Below are 15,976 nucleotides of genomic sequence, written 5' to 3'. Positions count from 1 at the left end.
CCGGCCTTTTACTATATGACTGAAGCTGTCTGTGATAATTCAGAGGTTACGGTTCTGTTAGTGGATGACAATCCACAGAACCTGAAAGTTCTCTATGAGACACTGAAAGACAAAGGTTATCGGCTGCTGATTGCCAATGAGGGCGAAAAAGCTTTGGACTTAGCCCATCGCCATCAGCCTGAAGTTGTCCTGCTCGACATCATGATGCCAGAAATGGACGGCTATGAGGTGTGTGAACGCCTCAAGGCCGATCCAGAGACAGCCGATTGTGCGGTGGTGTTTCTCTCGGCCCTGGATGATCTGCAGGCAAAAGTTAAAGGCTTCTCCCTCGGTGGTGCCGACTATATTTCCAAGCCTTTCCAGTCTCAGGAAGTGATTGCCAGGGTTAAAACCCACGCCCGTGTTATCCGGCTTGAGCGCGAGTTACAGGCGCGCAATCGCGAACTTCAAAGTGACCAGTCACGCATCCTTAATTCGATCAGTGAGGGCATATACGGCCTCGACGAGAATGGAATGATCGAGTTTGCGAACCCTGCGGCAGCCGTCATTATGCGGTGCCCTGTTGAGGATCTGGTAGGTCGCAATTTTTTTGAAACCCACTTTAGTACAGCGGCTCAGTGCCCGAGCGGGCTTCCGGTTCACGCTACCTGCCACCAAGGGGTTTCAGAAAACCAGCGCGACATCAGAATGCTGCGGGCAGATGAAACAGGCTTCCCAGCTGAGTATCGTTCTACACCCAAGCTCGAAGGTGAAGAGCTGCGTGGTGCAGTGGTTGTGTTCCGGGACATTACAGTTGAGCTTGATGGCGAGCGGGAGTTGGAGGAGGCAAGGGCGCTTGTGCAGGAGCAGCGTAACCAGCTGGCACACATATCCCGCTTGACCACCATGGGAGAAATGGCAGCTGGTGTTGCCCACGAGGTTAATCAGCCGCTGACGGCGATTGCCAACTATGCTCGGGTCTCCAAGCGGATGATGTCCATTGAGAATCCGAACTTGAGCTTGCTGCAGGAAACCCTCGACAAGATCGAAGCTCAGTCCCACCGTGCCAGTGAAATTATCAGGCGAATTCGACGCTTTGTGAAAAAGCCCGCAACAGGCAAGGAAGTGCTTTCTGTCTCTGCATTACTTGAGGATACGCGGGAGTTTGCAGAAGTGGATGCGCGCAATAACGATGGTGCGATTGAACTTGTTGTAGCTGAGGGCTTGCCGGAGGTTCTGGCTGACCCGATCCAAGTTCAGCAGGTTGCTCTTAATCTGATTCGAAACGCGCTCGAGGCCACTCGCAGCAATGAAACTAACCAACCTGTGGAGGTAAGCGCAAAGCTTGCCGATAATGGCAGCGTTCGGGTTGAGGTTCGGGACTATGGTGTGGGGCTGGCGGAAGACGCTGAAGAAAACCTGTTTCTACCTTTTTATACCACCAAAGACGAAGGTATGGGCATTGGCTTGCCCACTTGCCGCTCCCTGATACAAGCCCAGGGAGGCGATATAGGCTTTGAGCGCCCTGAAGATGGCGGCGCCCGATTCTATTTTACCCTTCCCGTAGCTGTATCACCCTCACCAGGCGATGATGAAAGCCCCGCTGAGCCTTGTTAGAGCCACTCGATGCGACCGCTGAGATGAGGTGCGTCGCCTCGGCCATTCAGCAGTTGGTAGTCCCAGGCGTCTTTTCCTTCCCGCCAGTTCAATTGTGCGGTTCCCGGCAAAAATACCGGCTTTTTGAACTGGCAGCTTATCTTGACGGGGCCTGAGCGCCATCCATCCTGTTGGCTCATAATGGCCAGTGCCTGCGCCTTGCTCCACATGCCGTGTGCAATCGCGCGGGGAAAACCGAAAGCCTTGGCGCTCAGCGCATGCATGTGAATGGGATTGCTGTCGCCGGAGACTTTCGCGTACTGGCGCCCTATGGATTCTGCCGCTTTGATGTCTACCGTGTTCGGATAATGCTCAAGAGGCGGAGGCGTGCTCTTTTCACCGGATTGTGCGTTTGGATCAGGCTGGCGGAAGAGCATAGTGCTATCGCCTTCCCATACCATCGTGCCCGCAGAGCGAGCGATGGTGTTTACGCTGAACTCGATGCCCCGGCCAGTGCGTTCCTGCCCGCCCAGTTTAACCTCCAGCTCCAGAATCTCCCCTTTGCCGATTGGCCTATGTTGGGTAATGCTGTTGCGCAGATGAACCAGCCCAAGCAATGGCAGTGGAAAGGCTTTTTCGGTCAGCAGTTTCAAGTGCAGAGGAAACGCCAGAATATGAGGCCAGGTAATTGGTATGTCGCTGCTAGGCCGAAATCCGCATACGCGTTCGTATTGCTTCAGGTCATTGCTGGAGGTCTTTGCGTACAGAAGCTTGGCCGAGAGTTCCGGCAGCCTGATGTTGGCCTCAGCGCTGACTTTTTTTGGCAGCACAGCCTTGCCAAAAAGCGGAAGTAGCGCGGGTGGTGTATCCCGGTATATAAGCGTGTCGGACATGAATGTTTCTCCCTGAAGGGCGGTGCGTCGATAGCTAGGGTATTACAGATTGCTTAAAGCATCTTAAATGTAGGTACCTGATGTCTAGGGATTCTGGTACAACTGTGCGTCGATGGCCTGATATGCTCTAATGTAAGACGTTAGTCTAGGTTCGCTTCGGCCAACCGGGCCAAAGTAGTATCCAATAAATACAAGCGGGACTCTATGCAGGAACTACGTGATGCGGGCGTGATGCTGCGCCTTATCTATGAGGCAATGAAAAAGAAGGGGCTTGATACCGATCTTGTTTTCAGCCGGCTTGGTGTGAATGCGGAATATGTCTACACCGACCAGCTTCGCACGCCCCATAGCGCCCAGTTGTTTTTTTGGCAGGCTGTAGAAGATGTTTCGGGAGACCCTGATATCGGGCTGCATCTCGGGCAGCTTCTGCCGGCCTACAAAGGGCAGGTTCTGGAGTATTTGTTTCTCAGTAGCCCAACCTTCGGTGAAGGTTTGCGTCGTGCACAAAATTATCAGCGTTTGCTGAGTGACGCTGCCAATACAGATTTTTTTATTGAGGGCGAGAATGCCTGCATGGTCTTAGACGCAGCTTCGGATGACGTCCGGCGCCTGCGGCATTTTAATGAATGCTTTGTACAGGGATTGCTCAGTTTTTTCTGCTCTATCACAGATAATGAATTCCGCCCGTCGCGGGTCGAGTTTGAGCATGAGCGGGAAGAGGGGAAGGAATACGTTGCTGAAGTATTGGGTTGCGAGGTGATATTTGGTGCGGATGAAAACCGCCTGTATTTTCCTGTAAGTCTGCTTTCTCGTGCATCCCCCCACGCAGAGCCCGAGCTTCTGGATTTGCATGAGCGCTTTGCCAGCGAGCAGGTTGCCCGCCTTGAGAAAAAGGACATTGTCGGGCAGGTGGAGCGAATTATTGCCGAGTTGCTGGATAGCGGCGAAGTGACACTGAATTCTGTAGCGACCCGGCTGGACATAAAGCCTCGCACGCTGCGCACCCGGCTTACCGAAGCAGAAACCAGCTTCAACCAGATACTTGCTGACTTCCGCTATCGGCTTGCACGGCAGCTACTGGCAACAACGGACGAGTCCATTGATGAGATTGTTTATCTCACTGGATTTTCTGAGCCAAGCACCTTCTATCGCGCGTTCAAACGCTGGTCTGGCATGACCCCTATTGAGTATCGAAAGCTGGCTCAAGGCAAGGATGCGATGGTAGATACCCCGTAATATTTGGTTTTTTTTGGTTTTTGTCAGAAAGGGCGTTGACTTAGGCGGTTACCTCTATATAATGCGCTCTCGTTGTCACCGAGTAATCTCTAAAAGATTGCACTGCTTTGAAAGCATTTGAAAAAGCAATCGGTAATAACAGTGGAGCGGTAGTTCAGTTGGTTAGAATACCGGCCTGTCACGCCGGGGGTCGCGGGTTCGAGTCCCGTCCGCTCCGCCACTATTTCGAAAAGCCGTTAGCTGCATAGCAGTTAACGGCTTTTTTCGTTTTAGTCTGTGCCTTTTGCCTTGATCTCATTGCGCTAGTTTGGCGTGCTCTCAGTTTTTTGCAGGGATTCGCTCAGGTAGTCCAGCAACATGCGAACCTTTGGCGACAAATGTCGGTTATGAGGGTAGATGGCCCAGATGCCATCATCGGCTTCCTGATAAGGCTCCAGTAAACTGACGAGCTCTCCGGAGGCGAGAGCTGGCTGAACATAGTAATCCGGCAACTGAACTATGCCGATGCCCTTCAAGGCTGCGTCCAGCAGAGCCCAACCGCTGTCACACACGATGTTGCCTTTTATGCGAACGTTATGTGGCTTGCCCAATACCTGAAATCGCCAGTAATCCAGGTTTCCCTGAAGGCAGTTATGCTTGTCCAGCTCTGAAAGGGAGTGTGGGGTTCCGTGAGCCGAGAGGTATGCGGGTGAGGCGCACACATGCAGGGTTCTTGATGAGAGTCGTTTTGCCATCATGCTGGAATCTTCCAGTTTGCCCAAGCGTATTGCCAGATCGTAACCGCCGGCCACCAAATCCAGTTTTTGGTTGGTCAGGTTGAGCTGTACCTGTAGTTCGGGGTAGCGCAGCACGAAATTGTTCACCAGCGGGGCAATGTTTTTCTCGCCAAAAGTTACAGGCGCTGTCAGCCTCAGTTGCCCCTTTGGCACCATCTGCAGGTTGGTCATGGTGCGTTCCGCTTCTTCTAACCCGTCGAGCACTTGTCTGCATTGCTGGTAGTAAATCTGTCCGGCTTCGGTCACTGAAACCCTGCGAGTGGTGCGGTAAAACAATTTGGTTGAAAGCCGGGCTTCCAGTGCGCTGACCTGGCGGCTTACCTGTGCGGTAGAAATTCCTAATTGCTTCCCTGCAGCGGTAAAGCTTTCTTCTTCCGCCACTGCTACAAATTCACTTACCCCTTCCCAAATATGCATGTTCTGCTTCCCGTGCTGTCGTTTGAGCCCATTCGGATAGAGCTAATATTTTGGAATTTGCTCTTTCCAATTGTTACTCACTGGTAAAGGTGAGTTTATATAATATGGGATTATCAATCAGGACGATAGACTATAGTATGTTCTTCATGGTGGCAGAAACCTCTGCCAGAGCTAAAACATAGACCGGAGAGCCACATGACTAAAACAATCAAATCCAAAGCCGCTATCGCTTGGGGCCCGAAACAGCCTCTGTCTATTGAAGAAGTGGATGTGATGCCACCGCAGGCCGGTGAAGTGCGCATTCGCGTTATTGCCAGCGGTGTTTGCCATACCGATGCGTTCACCTTGTCGGGAGAAGATCCAGAAGGCATATTTCCGACCATTCTGGGTCACGAAGGTGGCGGTATTGTGGAGTCCATCGGCGAAGGGGTTACCAGTTTGGAAGTGGGTGACCACGTAATTCCGCTCTACACCCCTGAGTGTGGCGAATGTAAATTCTGTACCTCTGGTAAAACCAACTTGTGCGGGAAGATTCGTGAAACCCAGGGCAAAGGCCTGATGCCGGACGGCACTACTCGTTTTTCTTTGAACGGTGAGCCTATTTACCATTACATGGGTTGCTCAACCTTCTCCGAATACACCGTACTGCCAGAGATTTCCTTGGCGAAAGTGAACAAGGAAGCTCCATTGGAAGAAGTGTGCTTGTTGGGCTGCGGTGTTACCACCGGCATGGGCGCAGTAATGAATACCGCTAAGGTGGAAGAGGGCGCCACTGTGGCCATCTTCGGCATGGGCGGTATCGGCCTATCAGCTGTCATCGGTGCCACCATGGCAAAAGCCAGTCGCATCATTGCCATTGATATCAATGAGAGCAAGTTTGAGCTTGCCCGTCAGCTTGGCGCGACCGATTGTATTAACCCGAAGGATTACGACAAGCCGATTCAGGAAGTCATTGTTGAGCTGACCGATGGCGGTGTCGACTACTCCTTCGAATGCATTGGCAACGTTGATGTGATGCGCTCGGCGCTGGAATGCTGTCACAAAGGCTGGGGTGAGTCGGTTGTCATCGGTGTAGCCGGTGCAGGCCAGGAAATTTCCACCCGTCCTTTCCAGCTGGTCACAGGCCGAGTCTGGAGAGGGTCTGCCTTTGGTGGCGTGAAAGGGCGTTCAGAGCTGCCAGGAATTGTTGAGCAGTATATGAAAGGTGAATTCAAACTGAACGATTTCATTACTCACACCATGGGTCTGGAGCAGATCAATGAGGCCTTCGATTTGATGCATGAAGGCAAGAGTATTCGTACCGTTATTCACTTTGACAAATAACGAGGAGGGTCGCCTGTGCAGAGCGCGGGTGACCATTTATCAGGGAGATTATTATGAATATTGAAAATATCAGTAGAAACAAAAGTTTCGGTGGCTGGCACAAGCAGTACACTCACCATTCAGAAACGCTGAATTGCGATATGCGGTTCGCTATTTATCTGCCACCGCAGGCAGCCAACGGTAACAAGGTTCCAGCTCTGTACTGGTTGTCTGGCTTGACCTGCACAGATGAAAACTTCATGCAGAAAGCAGCGGCTCACCAAATGGCTGCTGAATTGGGCGTTGCGATTATCGCGCCTGACACCAGCCCGCGCGGTGACGATGTGGCTGATGATGAAGCCTACGATTTGGGTAAAGGGGCAGGGTTCTATGTAAACGCCACTCAGGCGCCCTGGAACCGACACTACCGCATGTACGATTATGTGCTTGATGAGCTGCCGAACCTGATCGAGTCTGTTTTCCCGGTGAGTGATAAGCGGTCAGTTTTCGGCCACTCCATGGGTGGTCACGGTGCCTTGGTGTTGGCGCTGCGCAATCCTGAGCGCTTTAAGTCGGTATCGGCGTTCAGTCCGATCAGTAATCCGGTGGATTGCCCCTGGGGTAAGAAGGCATTCACTGCCTACCTGGGTGAAGACACCGACAGCTGGGCTGAATATGACTCAAGCCTGCTAATGAAAAAGGCCACGAAGTTTGTACCGGCGCTGGTAGACCAAGGTGAGGCTGACAACTTCCTGGTTGAGCAGCTCAAACCGGAAGCGCTGGAAGCCGCGGCAAAGGAGAGTGGTTATCCGCTGACTCTGAATCGCCACGAAGGCTATGATCACAGCTATTACTTCATTGCCAGCTTCATTGGGGAGCACCTGCGATTCCACGCAGAGCACCTGAACAAGTAATGCTAAGGGGAGGCACGGAACTGTTTCCGGTGTTCCCCCGGGCTTATTTCAAACCAGCGGCGGTATGCCTTGTGCAGTGCCGCTGGGTTGGAAAACCCGAGTAGCCAGGCAATTTCAGACAGCGACGTTTCCGTTTCCCGAATATAGTCTCTCGCCAACTGCTTTCTGGTTTCATCCATCAACTCCCTGAAGCCTGTGTTTTCAGAGGCAAGTTGCCGCTGCAGTGTCCATGGCGTAACCCCCAACTTCGAAGCAATGGTCTCAAGGCTCGGTGTTTCTCCCCGGAAAAGGGGCGTGAGCAGGCTCTTTACTCTATCACCCGTCGTCCATCCTCTCTGAATCTCCCGCATTTCCACATCGCATAGCTGCGTTAGCTTTTCATGCATGGCTGATTGTACCTGCAGAGTGTCTTGCCTCCATATGTCTTGTCGCACGGTTATGCTGTTTTTGGCAGCTCCAAACTGTACCGGGCAACTAAACCAGGCTTCGAAAAGCTCATCCATTCCAGTCGATGGGTACTCTATAGATACCCTTTCCAATACATCCCAGCGTCCACTCACTGTGCGGAGAAACTGCGTCCAGGCGCTCAGCACAGAATCCACAACAAAATAGTTGAATGGGTTGTAGGGTCGTATGGAGTAAAACTCAAGCATTCGCTTTTCCGGCTTGGCTTTGGGTGTGCCCCGGCTGTTTCGACTGGTTAGCAAGGAATAGCGGACGAGTGTTTGTATTGCGCTTCCTGCAGTGCTGGCGCATTCCCCTGCAAGGCCTGCCAGCCCAGCATCAACGGGCCTGGTCAAAGCCCCCATCCGCAGACCTAGTGCAGTATTGCCGCAGGCTTGGATGGCGGCGTGCCCCAGTCTCATAAAGCGAGGAATGCTGATTCTGGCTGCAGACGATGTGAGAGTTTGTTCGGGAAGCTGAAAGCGGTGTGCAAGCTCTTGAACATTTACTCCTTCTGCTTCAGCGGCGCGGAGCAGTACCGAAACATATAGAACGCTGATGTCGCCGAGGGGGTTGCGGTCCGAGGGGGTCTGAGAAAGGGGTGATTTCATGTTCAACCGCCACCAGTTGTCATCTGAGGATAATATAATGTTATTCAGGGATATTGTTGAAAGCAACCCGCATGGGTACTTTAGACAGCATTAAAAAGAGCAGGGCGGCCAAGACCCTGCCAGTGACCATTCTGAGGAGACCAATGATGACTACTAATACGACACCGGGCCTTGCCAAGTATTCGAATCTGCTTGAGCCGCTGGACCTGGGCTTCACCAAACTGCGCAACCGCACGCTGATGGGATCCATGCACACTGGCCTGGAAGAGGCTAAAAACGGCTTTGAGCGTTTGGCTGAATTTTATGCTGAGCGGGCTCGCGGCGGCGTTGGCCTTATCGTAACTGGTGGCATTGGGCCTAACCCGGAAGGCGGCGTGTTCCAGGGCGCAGCCAAGATGACCAACGACGACGAAGTGGAAAAGCATAAGGTAATCACCAGTGCCGTTCACAAAGCGGACGGGAAAATCTGCATGCAGATTCTTCACGCTGGTCGTTATGCCTATTCCCCTGCGCTGGTTGCCCCTTCTGCTATTCAGGCTCCTATTAACCCGTTCAAGCCCAAAGAGTTGGACGAAGCCGGTATTGAAAAGCAGATTGAAGATTACGCTGTATGTGCCCAGCTTGCTCAAAAAGCGGGCTACGACGGTGTTGAGATCATGGGTTCTGAAGGCTACTTCATTAACCAGTTTATTGTATCTCACACCAACCATCGCACCGATAAGTGGGGTGGCAGCTATGAAAACCGCATTCGCCTGCCAATTGAAATTGTTCGCCGTGTGCGTGAGCGGGTGGGCGAGAATTTTATACTGATTTACCGCCTATCCATGCTGGATCTCATCGAAGACGGAAGCACCTGGGAAGAAGTGGTGCATCTGGCCAAGGAAATTGAAAAGGCTGGTGCAACCATCATCAACACAGGCATTGGCTGGCACGAGGCCCGCGTGCCTACGATTGCCACCTCAGTTCCCCGTGGTGCTTTTACTCAGGTAACTGCCCAGCTTAAAGGCGAAGTTAGCATTCCCTTGGTCACCACAAACCGTATCAATATGCCGGATGTTGCCGAGAAAATTTTGGCAGAAGGCGCTGCAGATATGGTGTCTATGGCACGCCCATTCCTGGCGGATGCAGATCTTGTGCTGAAAGCTGCTGAAGACCGGGCTGAAGAAATCAATACCTGCATCGGCTGTAACCAAGCGTGTTTGGATCATACCTTTAGCGGCAAGCTGACATCCTGTTTGGTAAACCCGCGTGCCTGTCACGAAACTGAACTGACCTATGTGAAAACTGCGTCACCCAAATCGATCGCTGTAGTGGGTGCAGGCCCAGCGGGGATGGCATTTGCATCTGTCGCCGCAGAGCGCGGCCACAAGGTGACTCTGTTTGACGCGGGTAAAGAGGTCGGCGGGCAGTTCAACGTAGCCAAGCTGATTCCAGGCAAAGAGGAGTTCTACGAAACCCTGCGCTACTTCCGTGTAATGCTGGATAAGCATGGTGTAGATGTTCGGCTTGAAACCCGTGTAAATGTTGATGATTTAAAGGCGGGTGGGTTTGACGAGGTTGTGCTGGCTACGGGCGTAGAGCCGCGCACACCGGATATCGAAGGTGTTGATCATCCGAAAGTGATTGGCTACCTGGACGCACTGCTTGAACGCAAACCAGTGGGGCAGAAGGTCGCTGTGATCGGGGCTGGTGGTATCGGCTTCGACGTGTCTGAGTTCATTGTTCACAAGGGTACCTCTGCGGCACTGGACACTGAGTTGTTCATGCGTGAGTGGGGTGTGGATCTGACCGTTGAGCACCGAGGAGGCATTAAAGGCGTAAAGGCAGAAGTTCCTGAGCCTGCCCGCGAAGTCTTCCTGCTTCAGCGTAAGACGTCCAAAGTGGGTAAGAACCTGGGTAAGACCACGGGTTGGATTCACAGAACCTCTCTCAGAAATCGCAATGTGCAGATGGTGCCTGGCGTCACTTATCGCAAGATTGACGACGAAGGCCTGCACATTACTGTTACCCCCAAGGGTGCAGAGCAAGGCGAAGATCGGGTGCTGCCGGTAGATACCATCATTCTGTGTGCTGGCCAGGAGCCACTGCGTGAGCTGCAGGGCGGGCTTGAAGCAGCTGGTCTGCCTGTACACCTGATTGGTGGCTCAGATGTGGCTGCAGAGCTTGATGCCAAGCGTGCAATTGATCAGGGTAGCCGACTGGCTGCGGAGATCTAATGCCGACCTGATCTCAGGCTGATCACAAAACGTTGCAGTTTTAACCTGTGCATCGGAGACTCTCTGACTAGACTATAAGCTTTTAGTCTTTCAGAGAGTTTTTTGATATTGGAGAGTCTGTAATGGTATCTGCCCGCCAGGCAACGGACGATTATTCGGCGGTGTTCTTTGTTGAAGGCAACGAGGTGGCCCGGCAGATGCGAGCCAGCGAGTTCGGGGCTTTCCTCGATGGTTATGTCGGGCTATCGGATCTGGCTGAAACGGATGTGAAAGCGGTTCTGGTTGAGCTGAGCAGCGACCTTCTCGTGCATGCGCTTGTGTTTTTTCGCATCTGGTTTGATGAAGAGGGCCGAGCTGACAGCAGCTGGAATGTGCCCATCGAAGCACTTGCTCGCATGGGCGCAAAGGGCCCGGATATGGGCAGTGGCGCTATTCGTCTAGTCTGTCGCAGTCAATGTCCGGATCCTCAGTACGCATCTGAGTTGTGGGACCCGGATATGACTCCGGGCAACAATCACTTCCAGCTTATCCGCAAAACAGTCAGCGCCAATACACTGAAATTTCGCCATATTCCCCCTGATGAAGAGCATATCCCTGTACTGCGTGCTGGAGAGCAGGATTCGGCTTTGGATGACGAATCCCGTATCGGTGCTGATCGAACGCGGCTGGCGCAATTGATCCGCGAACAGCGCTTGCGCATCAAGACCCTGCAGAGCGTGCACCGGGACATGCTTTCAGAGGTGCAGCGAGAGCATCGGCTCGAGATCAAGGCGCTGGGTAACGAGATCGCTGATCTCGAACAAAAGTATGAGCGTCAGCGCCTTGGCAACGAACAGCTTAGGCAGCGCTTGGCAGAACGAAACCAGCAGTACCTCAGCATGCAGGAACAAGTGGCTTCTGGCAGTGTTGGAAACGACCGGGATGATGTCAACGCCACTGCAGAGCTTGTTTTGCTGAGGGAACAGTTGGAGCGCAAGCAGCGCAAATTGGAGCATCGGGATGAAAAGCTTGTTGCCCTCGAGCAGGAGGTGCACGAGCTTCGGCACCGGAAACCTCCGGAAAATACCGTTATGGGCCACCTGCAGGATGGATCTGCATTCCTGGTTGTCTATCACGCGGGGGTCGGTCACTTAACCCTTCCTTACGACAAAATTGAGACCTACTTTCGCAACCCAACGGCCTATGCAGCGGAACTTTGCGGTTTGAATGAACCTGCATACCTTCAATGGCTTGAGCATTATGAGAACCCGGTTTGCCAACATCGCTCAGATAATGATGCCCTTTGTGGCGAACCGCTGATGCGGGTTAGTCAGCCTGGTGAGTTCCGTCCTGGTTTCGACGACCGTTGTGAGAACCATCAACCGTGAAAGCAAGGAGCCACAACCAAGTCATCTCAGAACTTTTTTCAGTATCGGAGTAACTTTGGTTAGACTGTAGGTCAGATTGATAAAGGCGACACCACAGGAAGCTTCATGGAGCAATTCAGAAACATAGGCGTTATAGGTCGAATGGGCAGTGTTAAAGTGGTTGAATCACTGCGCCAACTGAAACAATACCTGATCGCCAACCACTACCACGTAATTCTTGAGGAAGACACAGCCAGCATGCTGCCTGGGCACGGCTTGCAGGTCGCCAGCAGAAAACTGCTGGGCGAAATATGCGATCTGGTTATTGTGGTGGGGGGTGACGGAAGCCTGCTGGGCGCAGCCCGGGAATTGGCCAAATCCAAGATTCCACTACTGGGTGTGAACCGGGGGAGGTTGGGTTTTCTTACAGATATCTCACCTGCAGACCTTGAAGAACGTCTCGGTAAGGTGCTTGCAGGAGAGTACATTGAAGAGACCCGGTTTCTTCTTGACGGCAACGTTGAACGCAACGGGCAGCCGCTGGGTTTTGGTACAGCTTTGAATGATGTGGTGCTGCACCCGGGTAAATCCACCCGGATGATCGGCTTTGATTTGTATATCGATGGTCACTTTGTCTACAGCCAGCGATCAGATGGCCTGATCGTGGCCACTCCTACAGGTTCTACGGCCTATTCGCTTTCAGCCGGAGGGCCGATTATGCACCCTAAGCTGGATGCGATTGCATTGGTGCCCATGTTCCCGCACACCCTGAGTAGCCGCCCGATTGTGGTGGATGGTAAGAGTGAGATAAAACTGGTTATTGGAGAAACCAATGAAACCTATCCGCAAATCAGCTTTGATGGCCAGATGAATATTGCCTGCGCGCCAGGTGACATTATCCGTATTGCCAAAAAGCCTTTCAAAGTGCGGCTGATTCACCCTACAGACCATAATTTCTATGCCACCTGCCGCGACAAGCTGGGCTGGGCAAGTGAAATAGCAGCGAGTTGATCATGGCTGGAAAGAATCATACTGCAAGTCGTGGTTACGACATCATCGGCGATATTCACGGTTGCGCGAATACGCTTGCCATGCTGTTAGAGCAGATGGGGTATAGCAAGGTGAACGGTGTTTACCAGCACCGGCGGCGGCAGGCTGTATTCATTGGCGATATTATTGACCGTGGCCCCAGAATTCGTGAAGCCTTGCACCTGGTGAGGAACATGGTTGAGCGCGGTTCGGCGCGTATTGTGATGGGGAACCATGAGTACAACGCTCTGGGCTACTGTACCCGTGCGCGAGCCGGTAGTGGCAAGACATGGCTGCGCGAGCACAACCCGCGCCACGACCGGCTGATCCGGGAGACTCTGGATCAGTTTGAAGCTCATCCTTACGAATGGAATGACTTTCTCGAGTGGTTTTACACTATTCCTTTGTTTATTGAGGAAGACGATTTTCGGGCAGTGCATGCTTGCTGGGATGATGAGCTCATACAGAAGTTCAAACAGTTGCAGGGAGGCGCCTGCATTGATGAGGATTTCCTTCACGCCTCTGCTGCAATCGAGTCGTTTGCCGGGCAGGTTATGGATACCCTTTTGCGAGGCACAGATTTGCGGCTTCCTCACGGTCTCAAAATAACCGGGCGGGACGGTTATGTTCGGGAGTTTTTCCGGACAAAGTTCTGGGCAGATAACCCACGCACCTATGCTGACGTAGTGTTCCAGCCCGACCCTTTGCCTCCGGAGGTGGCCAGCCGGGTTTTGACCGAGGACGAGCGTAAGCAGCTAATTACCTACCCACTGGATGCGCCGCCAGTGTTCGTTGGTCATTACTGGATGGACAGCGAACCTGCTCCATTGAAACCTAACGTAGCTTGTATAGATTATAGCGCCGTGAAGTACGGCAGGTTGGTGGCGTACCGTATGGATGGTGAGCGAGTGCTTTCACCGGACAAGTTTGTCTGGGTGAATGTGGCTCGGGATCACCAGGATTCCCCGGACTACCCCACCAGTGAAGACAGCGTCGCCCGTTAATGTGGTTGTGCGGCTTGTCGGTCTGTAGATCCTGCGAGGCAAGGTAAATTGTGTACCGAGTAAAGCAGTTGGATACCAGTGTTGATCTTGGCGGGTTCAGCCAATGGCTAAGAAGCCGGGGCGTCCCCCATAGAATCACCGCTGAGGGTAATTTTCAGGTGTTGTGGTTGGAGCATCCGGAACATGCCGAGCCGGTTCTGGAGGCTTTGGACCGATTCCTCGCCGAGCCCGAAATCCGTCAGGCCGTTGAGCATCAAAATCGCTCACCTGTGTTTGTGGCGGGGCGCTGGCAACCATCTCCACGTCATGCTCCATTGGTGCTGGGCATCATCGTGGTGGGTGTGTTGATGGCATGGTTCACCGGCCTGGGCAGCAACCAGTTCACTGTCAACCTGTTGATCATTGATCCCCGGGATCACGACTGGGGTACTCTGACTGAACGCCTTGACGCGCTTTCTGCAACGCTGGCCAGTGGTCAGGTCTGGCGGCTGTTCACCCCCGATTTTCTGCACTTCAGCTGGACCCACATTATTTTTAATTCCGTGATGCTGTGGTTCCTGGGCAGCCAGATCGAATGGTTTGATGGTCGTGGCCGGCTGGTGTTGCTTTTTGTTGTCACCAGCCTTGTGTCCAACGGGCTTCAATATGTAGTGTCCGGGCCGTTTTTTGGCGGCCTTTCCGGGGTCGTGTATGGCATTCTGGGTTATTGCTGGCTGAGCCAGAGAGTGAAACCAAGGTTCCAGTTCCCACCTGCGCTGGTAACCTTTGCCGTTGTGTGGATGGTAATTGGTTTTACTCCCTTGCCAGAAATGCTGGGGCTGGGGCGTATGGCAAACGAAGCGCATTTGGGTGGATTTGTTGCAGGCCTGGCGCTAGCAGCCATTTTGCCGGCCCGCCATAAAGGGAAGGCATAAAAAACCCCACCAGAGGTGGGGTGTAAAAGAAGCGAATTGCTCCTGATGAGAGAGACCAAATGATACGAAAGTTCGTCCTCATTCGGCAAGGCAATGATAATCATTACCGTTTGAGTCTGTCAAACGATTCCTCTACTTTTTCATGAAGGTTTTTTCAGGAGAACCGGATGACTTACGAAGAACTTATCGAGCGGCTGGACCCGAACGTTTATCAAAGCCTGAAGCGGTCAATTGAGCTGGGCAAGTGGCCAGACGGTCGGAAGCTCACGCCCCAGCAGCGGGAAATAAGCCTGGAGGCCGTTATCTATTACGAAAACCTGCACAACATTCCCGAGCAAGAGCGCGTTGGATATCTTGATCGTGGCAGCAAGGCGGGCACCGCCTGTGATCCCAGTGTGCAACGCACTCAGTCAGGTGGTAACAACATCGATCCTGAACAGTTTGTTGAGGTCAAATCTTGAGCGATATTGTGGATGTAACCGGGCGACTCCGGAAAATGCCCACAGAGGCTAGCGATCCTGTGTCCTATGTTTTGGCTGTGGGTGATGCTCGAGTAGCGTTGAACGAGCTCATTGGCAAACCTCTGCGCTTTGATTTTGAGGGCGTGATCCGATGCATTCATTGCGACCGAACAATCAAAAAGAGCTTTAATCAGGGTTATTGCTACCCCTGTTTCCGCAAGCTGGCGGCTTGCGATAGTTGCATTATGAGTCCTGAAAAATGCCATTATCATCTTGGCACCTGCCGTGAGCCAGAGTGGGGTGAAACGCATTGCATGATTGAGCATGTGGTTTACCTGGCTAACTCATCTGGCTTAAAGGTCGGGATCACCCGTGGCTCTCAAGTACCAACGCGCTGGATTGATCAAGGCGCTGTGGACGCGATACCCATGCTGAGAGTAGCCACTCGCCATCTCTCAGGCCTTGTTGAGGTGGCCTGTAAAGCACATGTTGCTGATCGCACGAACTGGCGCGCGATGCTCAGGGGCGATGTTGCAGAGCTGGATCTTGAGCACGAGCGCGAGCGAATACTGGCATTGATTGCCGATGATATTGCCATTTTGCGTCAAGAACATGGTGTGGATGCTATTCGTGAGGTGGATGAGCGGGGACTTGGTCTGAGTTACCCCGTGCAGACCTGGCCCGAAAAAATCAAAACCCATAACCTGGATAAAACACCGGAAGTGGAGGGGGTTCTTGAGGGCATCAAGGGCCAGTATCTGATCTTCGACACCGGCGTGATCAATATTCGTAAGTTTACCGGTTATGAAGTCCGCTTCAGGGTAATGGATACTTAAAC

At 52.8% G+C, this 15,976-nt stretch carries 14 protein-coding genes and 1 tRNA gene; 12 read left to right on the top strand and 3 right to left on the bottom strand.

All coding sequences use genetic code 11. The annotated features are described in order from the left end of the window. The first annotated feature begins 15 nt into the window (after positions 1–15). Positions 16–1,596: a response regulator gene (locus CDH47_RS10535; RefSeq protein WP_100639856.1), complete on the top strand. Its 1,581-nt coding sequence runs from the start codon at positions 16–18 to the stop codon at positions 1,594–1,596. Here the strand turns inward: CDH47_RS10535 and CDH47_RS10530 are convergent. After that, positions 1,593–2,468, bottom strand: coding sequence for a MaoC/PaaZ C-terminal domain-containing protein (locus CDH47_RS10530; RefSeq protein WP_100639855.1), 876 nt, complete (start codon positions 2,466–2,468; stop codon positions 1,593–1,595). The two genes, CDH47_RS10535 and CDH47_RS10530, sit on opposite strands and share 4 nt — an antisense overlap. A 204-nt stretch (positions 2,469–2,672) precedes the next feature. Between CDH47_RS10530 and CDH47_RS10525 the strand changes: the two genes are divergently transcribed. Then, positions 2,673–3,704: an AraC family transcriptional regulator gene (locus CDH47_RS10525; protein ID WP_100639854.1), complete on the top strand. Its 1,032-nt coding sequence runs from the start codon at positions 2,673–2,675 to the stop codon at positions 3,702–3,704. A 143-nt stretch (positions 3,705–3,847) separates the two neighbouring features. Continuing rightward, positions 3,848–3,924, top strand: a tRNA-Asp gene (locus CDH47_RS10520). 82 nt (positions 3,925–4,006) lie between these two features. Here the strand turns inward: CDH47_RS10520 and CDH47_RS10515 are convergent. Further along, positions 4,007–4,897: a LysR family transcriptional regulator gene (locus tag CDH47_RS10515; protein WP_100639853.1), complete on the bottom strand. Its 891-nt coding sequence runs from the start codon at positions 4,895–4,897 to the stop codon at positions 4,007–4,009. A gap of 195 nt (positions 4,898–5,092) precedes the next feature. On the opposite strand from CDH47_RS10515, the gene CDH47_RS10510 reads away from it, so the two are divergent. Together CDH47_RS10510 and fghA are read left to right on the top strand one after the other, a co-directional pair. Beyond that, entirely contained in the window at positions 5,093–6,220 is a 1,128-nt protein-coding gene (locus CDH47_RS10510) for an S-(hydroxymethyl)glutathione dehydrogenase/class III alcohol dehydrogenase (protein ID WP_100639851.1), read from the top strand. 53 nt (positions 6,221–6,273) lie between these two features. Further along, positions 6,274–7,113, top strand: a complete 840-nt coding sequence (gene fghA, locus CDH47_RS10505) for an S-formylglutathione hydrolase (RefSeq protein WP_100639850.1) — start codon at positions 6,274–6,276, stop codon at positions 7,111–7,113. Between the two features lie 2 nt (positions 7,114–7,115). On the opposite strand, the gene CDH47_RS10500 is transcribed toward fghA, so the two are convergent. Then, positions 7,116–8,168, bottom strand: coding sequence for an AraC family transcriptional regulator (locus CDH47_RS10500; RefSeq protein ID WP_100639848.1), 1,053 nt, complete (start codon positions 8,166–8,168; stop codon positions 7,116–7,118). Positions 8,169–8,314: 146 nt separating this feature from the next. Here CDH47_RS10500 and CDH47_RS10495 point away from each other — a divergent pair, with 146 nt between their 5' ends. The 7 genes from CDH47_RS10495 to CDH47_RS10465 all read left to right on the top strand — a co-directional run bounded on the left by CDH47_RS10495 (position 8,315) and on the right by CDH47_RS10465 (position 15,974). Continuing rightward, positions 8,315–10,384, top strand: a complete 2,070-nt coding sequence (locus CDH47_RS10495) for an oxidoreductase (RefSeq protein ID WP_100639846.1) — start codon at positions 8,315–8,317, stop codon at positions 10,382–10,384. A gap of 122 nt (positions 10,385–10,506) precedes the next feature. Next, the gene (locus CDH47_RS10490; RefSeq protein ID WP_100639844.1) at positions 10,507–11,751 is read left to right on the top strand and encodes a DNA repair protein; all 1,245 of its coding nucleotides are present in this window, start codon (positions 10,507–10,509) and stop codon (positions 11,749–11,751) included. Positions 11,752–11,856: 105 nt separating this feature from the next. Next, positions 11,857–12,741: an NAD(+) kinase gene (locus CDH47_RS10485; RefSeq protein WP_100639843.1), complete on the top strand. Its 885-nt coding sequence runs from the start codon at positions 11,857–11,859 to the stop codon at positions 12,739–12,741. 2 nt (positions 12,742–12,743) lie between these two features. Continuing rightward, entirely contained in the window at positions 12,744–13,763 is a 1,020-nt protein-coding gene (locus CDH47_RS10480) for a metallophosphoesterase (RefSeq protein ID WP_100639841.1), read from the top strand. A 50-nt stretch (positions 13,764–13,813) separates the two neighbouring features. Next, the gene (locus tag CDH47_RS10475; RefSeq protein WP_100639840.1) at positions 13,814–14,677 is read left to right on the top strand and encodes a rhomboid family intramembrane serine protease; all 864 of its coding nucleotides are present in this window, start codon (positions 13,814–13,816) and stop codon (positions 14,675–14,677) included. 167 nt (positions 14,678–14,844) lie between these two features. Beyond that, positions 14,845–15,138, top strand: a complete 294-nt coding sequence (locus tag CDH47_RS10470; RefSeq protein WP_100639839.1) for a YeaC family protein — start codon at positions 14,845–14,847, stop codon at positions 15,136–15,138. Next, positions 15,135–15,974, top strand: coding sequence for a DUF2797 domain-containing protein (locus tag CDH47_RS10465; RefSeq protein ID WP_100639838.1), 840 nt, complete (start codon positions 15,135–15,137; stop codon positions 15,972–15,974). The genes CDH47_RS10470 and CDH47_RS10465 overlap by 4 nt, the downstream gene beginning before the upstream one ends. The last annotated feature ends 2 nt before the right edge of the window (positions 15,975–15,976 follow it).

This window comes from Marinobacter salexigens (assembly GCF_002806945.1).
Lineage (GTDB): Bacteria > Pseudomonadota > Gammaproteobacteria > Pseudomonadales > Oleiphilaceae > Marinobacter > Marinobacter salexigens.
This window is presented reverse-complemented; position numbering and strand designations above follow the sequence as displayed.

What these genes read in the sequence shown, in the direction of transcription:
- CDH47_RS10535 (WP_100639856.1), top strand. Translation starts at nt 16, where the DNA reads ATGACTGAAGCTGTCTGTGATAATTCAGAGGTTACGGTTCTGTTAGTG.
- CDH47_RS10530 (WP_100639855.1), bottom strand. Translation starts at nt 2,468, where the DNA reads ATGTCCGACACGCTTATATACCGGGATACACCACCCGCGCTACTTCCG.
- CDH47_RS10525 (WP_100639854.1), top strand. Translation starts at nt 2,673, where the DNA reads ATGCAGGAACTACGTGATGCGGGCGTGATGCTGCGCCTTATCTATGAG.
- CDH47_RS10515 (WP_100639853.1), bottom strand. Translation starts at nt 4,897, where the DNA reads ATGCATATTTGGGAAGGGGTAAGTGAATTTGTAGCAGTGGCGGAAGAA.
- CDH47_RS10510 (WP_100639851.1), top strand. Translation starts at nt 5,093, where the DNA reads ATGACTAAAACAATCAAATCCAAAGCCGCTATCGCTTGGGGCCCGAAA.
- fghA (WP_100639850.1), top strand. Translation starts at nt 6,274, where the DNA reads ATGAATATTGAAAATATCAGTAGAAACAAAAGTTTCGGTGGCTGGCAC.
- CDH47_RS10500 (WP_100639848.1), bottom strand. Translation starts at nt 8,168, where the DNA reads ATGAAATCACCCCTTTCTCAGACCCCCTCGGACCGCAACCCCCTCGGC.
- CDH47_RS10495 (WP_100639846.1), top strand. Translation starts at nt 8,315, where the DNA reads ATGACTACTAATACGACACCGGGCCTTGCCAAGTATTCGAATCTGCTT.
- CDH47_RS10490 (WP_100639844.1), top strand. Translation starts at nt 10,507, where the DNA reads ATGGTATCTGCCCGCCAGGCAACGGACGATTATTCGGCGGTGTTCTTT.
- CDH47_RS10485 (WP_100639843.1), top strand. Translation starts at nt 11,857, where the DNA reads ATGGAGCAATTCAGAAACATAGGCGTTATAGGTCGAATGGGCAGTGTT.
- CDH47_RS10480 (WP_100639841.1), top strand. Translation starts at nt 12,744, where the DNA reads ATGGCTGGAAAGAATCATACTGCAAGTCGTGGTTACGACATCATCGGC.
- CDH47_RS10470 (WP_100639839.1), top strand. Translation starts at nt 14,845, where the DNA reads ATGACTTACGAAGAACTTATCGAGCGGCTGGACCCGAACGTTTATCAA.